This is a genomic window from Pseudogemmobacter sp. W21_MBD1_M6 (genome assembly GCF_052119585.1).
In the GTDB taxonomy this organism is placed as follows: domain Bacteria; phylum Pseudomonadota; class Alphaproteobacteria; order Rhodobacterales; family Rhodobacteraceae; genus JBGQOJ01.
Genome location: NZ_JBGQOJ010000009.1, coordinates 32,027 through 43,397, shown reverse-complemented (window position 1 = coordinate 43,397; position 11,371 = coordinate 32,027). Strand labels below are relative to the sequence as shown.

Below are 11,371 nucleotides of genomic sequence, written 5' to 3'. Positions count from 1 at the left end.
GCTGTAAGTGTCATCCATCTCTTGGGAATCACGCTTGGAGTAGTGCTGTTCGTCGCCTTCCCGGCGTCGCATCGCATCGGCAAATATGGAGGGCCATTTCGGCAATGTTTTGCTGGGGTCGATCCAGAAGCTAGGTAGCAGATCAGGGCTAATCACGCATGTTCCGCGATAATATCACTAGTCCTCTGAACAACCGCCGCCAGTTCGGTTCTATCTGCCTCTTTGAGCCCCAATCCCGCCAGATCGAGTGCCAACTGACCTGACCCACCACCAGCCGCTGCAGCTCGTGCCGCTCGGCCCCGCGCTCGACCTGACAGCCCGGGCTTCGGAACCTGTGTCTCTTTGGTAGGCTCCTCCGCCGCCGTCGACGCAGTTCCAGACCCCTGGGCCCCTGCCGCGGCCCGCACCTCCTGCAGTTCCTGCTTCAGCTTCTCCACTGTCTCACGGGTCTCGGACATCTGGCGATCCCGCCGCAGTCCGTCCTCATCCGGATACGGGAAGCTGCCCGCCTGACCTGCATGCAGAACCTTGAACCCCGGGTCCTCAAAGTACTTGATCCGCCGTGCCCGGATCGGCATCTGCGCGTCGATCACGAGGATTACTTCGTCCAGATCCATGCGCCGGGCCTGGTCCTCGGTCAGGAGCGGCGTATCCTCGGTCCTTTCCGAGACGCTGCGCCCTTCGAACGGGTTGCGCCCGACCGCCCGGGAGCGGGTCACCACGCGCTTGGTGGTCTTGCCGACGGCCTGGCTCAACTCCTCAATGGTCTTCTGCTCAGAAGGGGTCAGGTATAGTTTCACACCCGCGCCACCCTGCAGGGAGCGGCGGGTATTCTCTCCATAAATCTCGTCCAACGCGGGGATGGTCTGAGTGACGATCGCTAAATTGCCGCCGAAGGAGCGTAGGGTCTTGATGCTTTCGGCGACGATCGGCATCTTCCCGAGCCGGTCGAATTCGTCGAGCATGATCATCACGGGCCAGGGCTCGTCGTCCCCCGGTTCTTGCGCCTGCAACGAGGCGATCAGGTCCGAGAAGAACAGCCGGATCAGCGGGGCCAGAGGGCGGATCATCTCGGACTCGACCACGAGATAGATCGCGTGCGGCCGCCGCCGGATGTCGCGGAAGGAGAAGTCCGAGGTCGCGGTGGCCGCGTCGATCGCGCGGTTGTCCCAAGTGTCGAGACCCGAGGTCATCAGAAGCGACAGGTAGGAGGTCAGGGTGTCATTGTTTGTCGAGGCCATGCGCTCGAAGATCAGCTTGGCGGACTTGTTCTTCACCTCCTGCGATCGCTTCAGATATTCCTTCTGCTTGTCGCCCCCAGACGCAGTGATGCGGTAGATCTCGCCGATGGTCGGCACCCCGCGCTCGAAGGCCAGAAGACCCGCCGCCACGAAGATGTCGATCCCGCCAGCTAGGAGCCCGCTCAGCTTTTCGTTGTCGGTTTGCAGGAAGAGCTTGGCGGTGAGCTTCAGTTCCATCTGCTGCCGGTCAGGGTTTGTCATGGCCGCGATGCGCGCCAGCGGGTTGTAGCGATGCGTCGGGCGATCCCAGTCCGTCGGCGCAAAGCGGAAAACCTTGTCCCCCATGCTGGCGCGGAACCGCGAGGTCTCGCGGAAGTTCTCGCCCTTCACGTCGAGCACCACGGCCGAGCCCTTGTAGGTTAAAAGGTTCGGGATCACGAACCCCACGCCCTTGCCGCGCCCGGTCGGAGCGACAATCAGCGCGTGCGGGAATGTCTTCGAGACGAGGAATGGCCGCTTCGATTTCGGGGGACCTAATTTACCGAGAAGGAAGCCGCCGCCCGGCTTGGCGAAGAAGCCATTGCGCTTCATCTCTCCTTTGGTCTGCCAATGGGTCGTGCCGAACCGCGTCAACGCCTCCCCTAGCAGCGTCACGCTCAGCATCAGGGCGGCGAGACCGAAGCCGCCAACGATGAGGTTGACCCAAAGGAATTCCTTATGCGCAGATTGTGACAAACCCGGATATTCGCGGGCGAGCAGGGTGACGTCGAAACGCGTGGGCGAAAGCCCGTACCGAAACATGAGAAACCCGGTCGCCACCACATAGCCCATGGCAAGGCCTACCAACACGAGGCTCAGGACGCCTCCGATGATCTTGCCCCTATCCATGGGTGATCCCCTTTTCGCCGTGCGACGCGGCATGGCGCGCGCGCTGTGCCTCGATCTGTTCCTCAGCCAGGGCGTCAAGAACGCGCTCCATGGCCGGGCCATGGGCGGTAACCTCGCTGCTCTGGAGATAGGTCCTGGCCAATTCGAGCTGGCGCAGCGGATCCTCGGTAAACTTGTCCAAGACGTCGGCCTCGCCGGACCGCAGCGCGGTGATCGCGTCGGGCGTCAGACGTTCATTCACCTGCTCAACAAGGCGTTGCTGCTCTATGTCAGAGAGTGTTTCCGGCTCTCCGGAGGCGGCTTTGCGCACAAAAGCCATGACCGCAGGGGCGGTCTCTTCCAGATAACGCCGCTCAGCATAGTCTTGACGCGCCCGGTCCTCGATCTCGAAGCTGCGTTCACTGATATAGGCGCGTGAGGCACCCAGAGCGCGAAGGTGATTGATCTCGTCGTGGACCGCCGCACCGAAGGTGTCATCCGGCATCTCCGTGCGGTAGCGAGCGACCGTGCGAAGCTCCTCGGTGATCGGACCGAGATGTTCCGATGGATCCCGCAAAGCGAGGTCCATGTCGCCCGCGTGGAGTGTGCGGTCTTGCTCCGCGACCGCGTATTGCGGCGGCTTGAAGCCGTCAGTCACCTGCTCCCAGGCCATCGACGCCAACTCGGCATGTTGTGGCGATCTTTGTGCATAGGCGTCAAACGCGGCACGCGCCTCTTCCACCTCGATCACACCCCTCCCTCGCACCGACGAATCGTCGGAGAACGGATAGTTGAAATCAGTACGGCGGAACTGCGCCACCAGCTGCCGGAAATCTTGCCTCTCCGTTGCGGCGAACACGTCCGGGCGGTCAACTTGGGTGGTCTGGCCTGATAGCTGCGCGCTATCGACAAGCCTGAGTTGGGTATCGCCCTCTCCTTCTTCCACCTCATCTACGTCCCGCAAGACCTGCGCGCCTGTCAGGACCTCGCCCAACCGGACATGTAGCGCTTCCAGCCGGTCAAGGGCGTCCTCGCGGTCCTCGGCTTTTTCCAAGTCGAGATCCCCCTCCTTTGCGATCGCGCGCAGGTCCTGCGCCAGCCACTGCCGCTCAAGCGCAGCATTGCTGGCCCCCTCGCGCATGCGGGCCGCGACGGCATCGGCATCGATACCAGTCCCTTGCAGCGCCTCGGCGAGCTTCTCCTTCACCTCGCCCTCATCGAGGCGCGCGAGATGATCCTCACTCACATTGGGCAGCGCATAGATGCCGTCCCGGGACGGTGCATCGATCAGGGCGCCCGAACGATCTCCGAGCGGGTTCAGATGCGCGACCGAGGCCAGCACGTCAGTGAGCTTGCGCTCGATCTCCGGTCGCTCGGTGGCAGGTGCCCTGTCGATCGCAGCTTCGATCTGGCGGATGTTTTGGGAAAACTCGGTAATCAGCGTATCAAACGCCGTCTCGTCGTCGGACATGTAAATGGCTCCATCGGATTGGATTGAACTGCCACTGGCAAGGATGGTGCTGGCTCGTTCAAGGGCTTCGGCCAGGTCTTCGAAGTTTGATCGTGACGCTTCGGCCGCGAGCCCGCGATAGACCAGCGCATTGCGCCCGACCGCCTCCAAAGCTGCCGCCAGATCAGCGCCCGTTCGCTGGCGTTCAACCGGCGGCCGGCCCTCTTCACGCGCTTTGTAGATCTCGTCGATTTCGGCGCGGTAGGTCGTGACGCCCCGGTCGAGACGACGCGTTGCCTCGAGCCGGATCCCATGGACCTGGGCCGCCTCGACCATCGCCACCCGAAAGGCGTCGTAGTTGAAGTGGTGATCTTTCCCGAGGAAGAACATTTCGCCATCCTTGCTGCGGCGGTTGAGAACGATATGCGCGTGTGGATGTGCGCGATCTTGGTGTATTGCAGCAATATAATCGAATTGCGACCCCTCACCTTGAAAGAGCCGCTCGCAGACCGTTTGGCAAATGTCGCGCACCTCTTCGCCCTTGGTTCCAACGGGAAACGCCATCAGCAGATGTGAGGTATGGCCAAGTTTTGGGCTGTAGCGTTCGTTCCATTGGTTCTCGAACCTGCGGGCCACGCGCGTGATCTCAGCTTCCGAGAGCTGCTTCATCCCCTCATGGGTTCCACGGCTGTCGAGGATGTGGCTTGACTTGGTGGTGAGATAGGTGAGTTGCGCCCGAAGCTGCGCGCCGGTGTGACAGCCACCCTTTGAGATGGCCTTGAAGATCGCCGGCGAATATCCGCGCGCGGCCCGCACCATCTGCGCACCCTTTGCAAGCCCCTGCCAGCTTCCCGAAACTCGGCTCCAGTCGCGATCAAAGAGAGATGATCCAACGCCCCGCGCGCGATCACTCCGCGTCATGATCCGCCTCCGCGTTCAAACCGGAGAGGGCCTGTGTCACCGATAGATCGAGCGATCGGCGTCTTGCCCGAAACAGCTCCTGGATCTGGTCGGCCATGTCGAACACCAGGCCCGCGAGATCGCGGATCTCCGCATGGCTCGCAGCAGTGTATGGCAGAGGCTCTCCTCTGAGCTTGGCCTCATTCAACCTCCGTGCCACCTGGTTGACGTTGTTGCCCACCCGGTTGAGCGCCGCACTCATGCTGCGCAGCTCTTCGGCTGTCGACTCGTCCGGTCGTAGAATGTCATCGGCTGCGAGCATCAACCGCCGCATGGCATCTGAGCGATGCGCGATACCGCGCCGCGCCAGAGCAGCATCAAAGCCTCGAAGATCGCGATCCGAGACACGGATGCCAATCACCCGCGACCGGCTGGCATTGGCCATCTGCCGCTCCGAGGCGTGATTGGCAGCGTTGTAGATCGACTTCAGACTGACGTCATAACGCACAGCAAGATCGGCAGCAGGAACGCCCTGAGATCGCTCTCTGGCGATGCTCAGACGCTCGGTCTCGGTCAGTCTGCGGCCGCGTGACATTTTGAAGTTAACGTTCCTATTTCTTGCCAACTTCGTACAAGCCCGTCGACTCCCAACGCAAGTGGAGTCGGCAGTAAGGGCTTGTACTCAATGTAGAAAATCGCCACGCAGGGGCGATTTTCCGTCCTTTGTCAAATGGGTCGCGCTTCGCGCTCATTGCACCGCGCGATGTGGCAAATGCCGCGCGCTTCACGCCGTCCGTACGCCGTCTTCGGCGTACCGCAGGACGTCCTTTGTTGGGCGTCGACTGCTTGCTGTGGAGCGCAGCACGGCAGCAGGATCACGTCTCGCGTCAAATGCGTTCCGCATGCCGGCTCCCGTCAACCGTCCTTCGGAAATTGAAAGTCGCAGCACGTCAGGCGCTCAGCGTCGAACGTAGGGCGGCCCCCGCAGCATGCCGTGTGCACATCGCATCCCGACATCTGCTTGACCCTGCCGCCTCAAACGATTAGCGACGTTTCAACCTTTTTGTTGCTTTTCACTATTTTTGCAAAAGGACGCCAAAATGCCGAACGACAATCTCGTGGTGATCGCAGCGATGGCCCGGAAAGGGGGGAGTGGGAAAACCACGCTCTCGCGCGCCTTGATCAGCGCAGCCGTTGCCGCTGGTCGCAGAGTGCTTTTGGTCGATACTGACAGCACGAGGGTACTCGGAGCTTGGCATGCGCGGGCGGAGGCTGGGGGTCTTGGCTCACCGCTTCTCCACTGCGCTACTGTCGAAAGTGTTGCTGATGTCGAAGGCAAGATCGAGCAGGCCTATGTGGGAGACACGGCAGACTTCATCTTCATCGACACGGCGGGGGTCGGTGCTGAATGGTCAGACGGCATTGCGGTACTCGCCGACCACATCGTAACGCCTGTCATGCTGTCGACCTCGGATTTTGACGTCGGCGCACAGACGGTCGATTGGTTCCAGATCATGAAAACCCGGGTTGACGAGCCGAACAGCCTCCCGCGTCACCACGTCGTTCTGAACATGGTCGATCCGAAAACCACCAAGGCTGACGCTGCTCTGATCTCAGAGGCCCTCACACGTTTTCCAGTGATCGAGACCGTGATGATGCGCCGCAACACGTACAAAGAGATGGATCAGAAAGGGCTTCTCCATGCTCTGGCGCTGGAAAAGCAGTCCGATCCCAACCCGCTGATGCGCCCGCATGTTCGTCATGTCGTCGAGGCCCTCGAGGAGGCAACCGACATTCTCAATAACATTCTGGCGGCGTGAGGGCAGTCGATTGCGAAAGAAAATCCCGACAGTGACGAGACCTGATCCGACTTACTCTGCGGCGCTGCTACAGGCCGACAGGGATATTCCGGAAAGGAGAGAAAAGGGGCCGGCACCTGTGATTGCGAAACCCGCGTCCGTTGCCGATCCTGTAATGCATCCCTTAGGGACCGAGACTGAAAGGACAGAGGCACCGCATACGGTCCACGTGGAGAGCACTGGCCAAGATGCTGATCCGAAGCCTTCCGTGCCAACCCGAACCAAGACCCCGACCCGAAAGATCGATATCAGGGTCAATGCCCTCGAACGGCAGGAAGCGGCATTGCAGGCCTGTGGCGTCGAGCCCGCACATGTGGTGCGAGCCGCTCTGCGCCGCGCAGTCAAGGGCTGGCATTTGTCACCGATCTTCGCGCCAGCTTCCGACAAACAGCGCACCCGCAACACGCAATGGCAAGCCCGCACGTCGCTGGCTGTTGATACAACAAGCCTGGCCGTCCTGTTGCGCGATCACGACCCACTCGATGTCCTGAGCAAATGGGCCTTGATCCGGGGGCAGGTCGAGCCGCGCATCTGGGCAGAGATCGACATTCTACTGGACGAGCTCATGCCAAACGCGGAACCATCGAGGTACGGAAATAGATGGTTGGAAGACGGTGCGGTTGAAAGGGAGAAAGATGCCCCGGAAACGTCGAAGCGCCCGAATGACGCATGATCGTGATCGGATGCCGACCACCGGTTGCGACCGCGGGACATTAGGCGTTTAAGAATTTTGACGCAGATATCCCCGCACTCAGTATATAAGGAGGCAGGGACAGCGAGTAATGTCCGCAGTTCACCCACTGTACCATTGGCTTGACACCCGCGTGCTCGATGCGGGCGATCAGATCCTGTGACAAGTCGGGCAATACGACCCGGTCCCGCCGGGCCAAGACCATCTGTAGTTCGAGCCCGGGCCGGGCGAGTCTTTCTGGATAACTCGAAAGGCTCAAAGGTGCCCACGCCCGGCGCAACCGGGCTAGATCGATGCTGCCTTCCAGGCTGGTGCGAATATGTCGCGTCGCACTTCCCGTCCACACCATGTCCGCGAGGTTTCCAGCCGTCAGAAACAGCGTGGCTTTTGTCACCGCAGGTTCATGGGCAGCAATCAGGCCGGCTACCCAAGAGCCCAGGCTGATACCGAGAACAGACACCTTATCGTATCCGTCCCGTTTCAAGATTCTGATGAGCTGACGTCCGTCTACCACCGCCTGTCTTATCGACCGAACCGTGCGGCCAAGATTCGGGCTGAGCATAAAATCGGCGTGGGTGGAACCGGGGCGTTCGCGTTCCAGATGATAGGGCATCGCGATCTCAAAAACTGCGAAGCCGCGCCAAGCAAAGAATTTTGCGAGTTGCGAGTTGCGCGACGTGGCGTTCCAGTGGTGGAATACCACGAGTGCATGATTGGACGCCTTGGCCGTCGTCAGCTTTGCTCGCACCGTATTGTTATCAATGGTCTCGGTCGCAACGCTCGACGGGAAACTTAGCCATACATCTTCCCGGCTCGTTTGCGGGAGGCCATCATCCAAACCGAAAAACGAAGGCGAGTCTGTGACCGCTTGTTCAGCTAGACGGTAGAATTCTTCATCTCCGTCAGAGCTCCTCGCCGAGGGAAATGCGAGCTCAGTGTCGAGCTCCAACCCGGTCACCCTCTTTTCGTGATCGCGACGCCTCGTCCGACGTTCATCCCATCGATCGAGCCAACTATAGTACATAGCCGCCGCCCCGCTGCGCCTTGTTTGAAGCTCTGAATCCAGGGTCGAACAGGCCATACACAGCAACGAGAAGTCCGATTCCAAGGAGAACGGTGAAACCCGTGATCACACCGATCAGAAGGTAGACCAGGATCAGAAAGAGGACCGCGGTCGTCATTCTTACCAATGGGATGTCGAGAGAACTTTTCAGACCTATTCGCGTAACCCCATAGGTAAAGACGACACAGACCAGGAAGGCCACCAGGAGGCTCGTATAGTGCGTTGGCATACTGTACTCGCCCCAATCAACTTGCCGGCCAAGCCGAGTGGTGACCGAGCCCATGTCAGAAACCAGCCAAGCCCAAATGTTAGGGGCAGACACAACGACGTACAAGCTTTGCAGCTTCATGCACATCGCGATGAGAAGCCCGGCGACCGTGCAGCGAAAAATTCCGCGCATGATCCTCGAACCGATTGCTTCGGCCGGACGGGATCGGCCTACACCGAGCTGACGATGCAAGTTCTCCTCCAGCTGCGCGAAGTCGTCGACCAATGTCGTAAGCAATATCAGGCCTGCGACGAACAGGTAGAAGCAGACACTCATGTAAAGATAGGCGGCTCCGGTAAATGCCACTTGCTGAATAATTCCAATTTCATCCGGGCGCACAAATGCCTGTGATCCCCAGTCTATTGCATAGTTACCCCTGCCGTTCAAAACTGGGATCAGGCGCACATAGACCCACTGGAAGACGCCGGCAAATCCGATACAGATGAGAAAAACGGCCCCGAAGGTGTAGGATGAAGCCTCGACCTTTTGCATCCAATCGTCGGTCTTCTCTGCTTCGCCCAGGTTGGAAAGCAGCCTGGAGCGCCCCATGCCCTTCCAAGTGGCAATCTGATCGACCACGATGGACAGATAGAGCGGCATAAAAACGATGAAGAGAAAGGTCCAGTTCGGGGCCCAAAGAAACCCCACCTGCTTTTCAACGCCGCCCTCGCCAGCATAGGTGACACTGTGAATGCCGAGAAAATAAGAGACGAATTGAAGCGCGACGGCTCCTGCAAAGACTGATGCGGGCAAATTCAGGCATGATCTGCTGCTGAATGCCGCCTCGGAAACCCGGGCAAGGCTGAACCAACTTCGTTGTATTTCGTCCTCCGCATGGTCCGGCGTCCGCAGCGACTGGAGATCATCGTCAGGCTCGATTTGCAAACTGCTCTCGGTGCAGCGGGCCGCGCGCCGCTTTGAGACCAGTCGCGACTGGGCCGCACTCAACTCAGCTTGCCAGACGCTTGCGGCTTTCGGGTCATTGCACCCCAAGATCCGGGCAAGCCAGCGAATGTTATTGGCGCTGATGCCCTTTTCGTTGTTCTCAAACCAGAGCTGGACCGTTCGCAATTCGATACCGGCAGGATTTGCGCCGATCTGTGAGATCGCATCCGCTAAGAGCTCTGGTGTCCATGGCCCCTGTGGAAAACCGTCTTCGTCCACGGGGCGTCCCACCCCGGCCGCCGCCACATGTGCGAATAGTTCCTTGAAATCTTCGCTGCCGCCATGTGGAGTCTGAAAAAATTTTCCGTTCTTTATCAGCGACATACAGTGACCCATTTCGAGCTGCTTCGTTCAATTTCGTCTTGGGCCGTGATTTAGCGACTCGGCACAGGGCATCAAGGCCAAAGATGCAACTGTGGCGGGTGCTCGCTCATATCCACCGATTGCAGCCAACGATGGCTGCGGAGATACCACCGGCGGATAGGGACTTGTCCTCCATGTCGCCTCGTCACCATTGGAGAACATGAATGACCCAAACGAAAAAACTGTATGCAGAAGCAGTTGGAAAGATCATTAACCGCCACGACCGCGAACATGTCGGCTACTTATATGAATGGAACAACGGGGAGCTGCAGCAAGCTTGGTTTGATCTGCCTCGCACTGATGTGGTCATCGAGAGGTTCAAAGTTGACATCTCAGAGGTGAAACAAGCGGCGCAGGCTGAAGAGCGGCAACTTGAACAGAGCCTTGAACGGCAGGCAAACTGGATCGTCGCATAAGAAAACCGATGGGCGGCCTGAGCTACCGTCATTCAGCGCGAATCCGGTCAACCTGTTTTTCAGCCTGTCCATAGTCAGCATATCCCACCAAGCAGGTTCTTTGAGCGATAGCATTGACTTCTATGCATCACAAATGATCTATATGTGAGTTATAGAGAGGATGTCTATAACTCATGCGCTGGAACTGGACACTGCCTGATTGGCCGGATTTCCGGTATGACGCCTCCGTTCTGGAGCCGTTAGAGCAGAAATTTCTGCTGTCCTCCGGCGAGATCGTCGGTGCCGTGCATCATGTCAGCCAGCCTGATCGCGAGCAACTACGCATCGAACTTCTAAGCGAAGAAGCGATGCAGACCAGTGCCATTGAGGGCGAAATCCTCGATCGACTCAGCGTTCAGTCGTCTCTGCGCCGCCATATGGGACTGGACCCCGACAGCTACCCCACCAAGCCGCGTGAGCAGGGCGTGGCTGAAATGATGGTGGGCCTCTATTCGGGTTTTGCCGATCCGCTCGACCACGAGACGCTGTTTCGCTGGCACCGGATGCTCCTGTCCCATGATCGTCGGCTGGAGACCATTGGCGAGTACCGACGGCACGCCCAGGCGATGCAAATCGTCTCGGGCCGCCTTGAACGACCGACGATCCATTTTGAAGCTCCTTCCTCAGCTCAGGTCACGCCTGAGATGGAGCGCTACGTCGACTGGTTCAACAAAACCGGACCCGGCCGCGCAACACCACTTCCAGCCCTGACACGCGCGGGGCTCGGCCACCTATATTTTGAGAGCATCCATCCTTTCGAGGATGGCAATGGCCGGTTGGGCCGCGCCCTCGCTGAAAAGTCGCTGGCGCAGAACATTGGCCAACCGAGCCTCATAGCGCTCGCCTTTACGATTGAGAAAGAACGGAAAGCCTATTACGACCAGCTCGAGTTCCATCAAAAGACGCTGGACGTGACGGAGTGGCTCATCTGGTTCGCGGAGATCGTCCTCACAGCTCAGCAGGTAACGCTCAACCGTGTCGGGTTCTTCATCAGCAAGGCGCACTTTTACGACCGCCACCGCGGTCAATTGAACGAGCGCCAGGACAAAGCTATCGCGCGGATGTTTCGGGAAGGTCCTACCGGGTTCAAAGGCGGGCTCAGCGCCGAGAATTACCTCAAGATCACCGGCACCTCGCGCGCGACCGCGACGCGGGACCTGCAGGACCTCGTCGAGAAGGATGCGCTCAAACGAACCGGTGAGCGGCGGCACACGCGCTATTGGCTAGACCTGAATAAGGCAACCAGTGCCTGATCGCCATCGTCGCTCG

At 59.3% G+C, this 11,371-nt stretch carries 9 protein-coding genes; 4 read left to right on the top strand and 5 right to left on the bottom strand.

Annotation, left to right across the window (positions count from 1 at the left end; all coding sequences use genetic code 11):
* Positions 1 to 152: 152 nt before the first annotated feature.
* Genes ACEN2R_RS11020 through mobC form a run of 3 tightly spaced genes read right to left on the bottom strand, consistent with a single transcriptional unit; the run spans position 153 to position 5,053 of the window.
* The gene (locus ACEN2R_RS11020) at positions 153 to 2,129 is read right to left on the bottom strand and encodes a type IV secretory system conjugative DNA transfer family protein (protein ID WP_442042147.1); all 1,977 of its coding nucleotides are present in this window, start codon (positions 2,127 to 2,129) and stop codon (positions 153 to 155) included.
* Positions 2,122 to 4,479: a relaxase/mobilization nuclease domain-containing protein gene (locus ACEN2R_RS11015; protein WP_442042145.1), complete on the bottom strand. Its 2,358-nt coding sequence runs from the start codon at positions 4,477 to 4,479 to the stop codon at positions 2,122 to 2,124. The genes ACEN2R_RS11020 and ACEN2R_RS11015 overlap by 8 nt, the downstream gene beginning before the upstream one ends.
* Positions 4,466 to 5,053, bottom strand: coding sequence for a plasmid mobilization relaxosome protein MobC (gene mobC, locus ACEN2R_RS11010; protein WP_090271162.1), 588 nt, complete (start codon positions 5,051 to 5,053; stop codon positions 4,466 to 4,468). The genes ACEN2R_RS11015 and mobC overlap by 14 nt, the downstream gene beginning before the upstream one ends.
* Before the next feature lie 505 nt (positions 5,054 to 5,558).
* Here mobC and ACEN2R_RS11005 point away from each other — a divergent pair.
* Positions 5,559 to 6,278 carry a nucleotide-binding protein gene (locus ACEN2R_RS11005; protein ID WP_442042143.1) on the top strand — a complete coding sequence of 240 codons (720 nt, stop codon included), beginning with the start codon at positions 5,559 to 5,561 and terminating at the stop codon, positions 6,276 to 6,278.
* Between the two features lie 10 nt (positions 6,279 to 6,288).
* The gene (locus ACEN2R_RS11000; RefSeq protein ID WP_442042141.1) at positions 6,289 to 6,990 is read left to right on the top strand and encodes a hypothetical protein; all 702 of its coding nucleotides are present in this window, start codon (positions 6,289 to 6,291) and stop codon (positions 6,988 to 6,990) included.
* A 40-nt stretch (positions 6,991 to 7,030) separates the two neighbouring features.
* On the opposite strand, the gene ACEN2R_RS10995 is transcribed toward ACEN2R_RS11000, so the two are convergent.
* Together ACEN2R_RS10995 and ACEN2R_RS10990 are read right to left on the bottom strand one after the other, a co-directional pair.
* Positions 7,031 to 8,032 carry an RcgR family putative quorum lactone hydrolase gene (locus ACEN2R_RS10995; RefSeq protein WP_442042139.1) on the bottom strand — a complete coding sequence of 334 codons (1,002 nt, stop codon included), beginning with the start codon at positions 8,030 to 8,032 and terminating at the stop codon, positions 7,031 to 7,033.
* Positions 8,022 to 9,608 carry an RcgA family putative transporter gene (locus ACEN2R_RS10990; RefSeq protein WP_442042137.1) on the bottom strand — a complete coding sequence of 529 codons (1,587 nt, stop codon included), beginning with the start codon at positions 9,606 to 9,608 and terminating at the stop codon, positions 8,022 to 8,024. Before ACEN2R_RS10990 ends, ACEN2R_RS10995 begins: the two co-directional genes overlap by 11 nt.
* Before the next feature lie 203 nt (positions 9,609 to 9,811).
* Here ACEN2R_RS10990 and ACEN2R_RS10985 point away from each other — a divergent pair, with 203 nt between their 5' ends.
* Positions 9,812 to 10,063 carry a hypothetical protein gene (locus tag ACEN2R_RS10985; RefSeq protein ID WP_442042136.1) on the top strand — a complete coding sequence of 84 codons (252 nt, stop codon included), beginning with the start codon at positions 9,812 to 9,814 and terminating at the stop codon, positions 10,061 to 10,063.
* Between the two features lie 173 nt (positions 10,064 to 10,236).
* A complete protein-coding gene (locus ACEN2R_RS10980; RefSeq protein ID WP_442042134.1) occupies positions 10,237 to 11,355 on the top strand; it encodes a Fic family protein in 1,119 nt (372 codons plus the stop codon).
* Positions 11,356 to 11,371 lie beyond the last annotated feature (16 nt).

Bases quoted from the DNA above. Each gene is read 5' to 3' on its own strand.
- ACEN2R_RS11020 (WP_442042147.1), bottom strand. From the start codon at position 2,129: ATGGATAGGGGCAAGATCATCGGAGGCGTCCTGAGCCTCGTGTTGGTA.
- ACEN2R_RS11015 (WP_442042145.1), bottom strand. From the start codon at position 4,479: ATGACGCGGAGTGATCGCGCGCGGGGCGTTGGATCATCTCTCTTTGAT.
- mobC (WP_090271162.1), bottom strand. From the start codon at position 5,053: ATGTCACGCGGCCGCAGACTGACCGAGACCGAGCGTCTGAGCATCGCC.
- ACEN2R_RS11005 (WP_442042143.1), top strand. From the start codon at position 5,559: ATGCCGAACGACAATCTCGTGGTGATCGCAGCGATGGCCCGGAAAGGG.
- ACEN2R_RS10995 (WP_442042139.1), bottom strand. From the start codon at position 8,032: ATGTACTATAGTTGGCTCGATCGATGGGATGAACGTCGGACGAGGCGT.
- ACEN2R_RS10990 (WP_442042137.1), bottom strand. From the start codon at position 9,608: ATGTCGCTGATAAAGAACGGAAAATTTTTTCAGACTCCACATGGCGGC.
- ACEN2R_RS10985 (WP_442042136.1), top strand. From the start codon at position 9,812: ATGACCCAAACGAAAAAACTGTATGCAGAAGCAGTTGGAAAGATCATT.
- ACEN2R_RS10980 (WP_442042134.1), top strand. From the start codon at position 10,237: ATGCGCTGGAACTGGACACTGCCTGATTGGCCGGATTTCCGGTATGAC.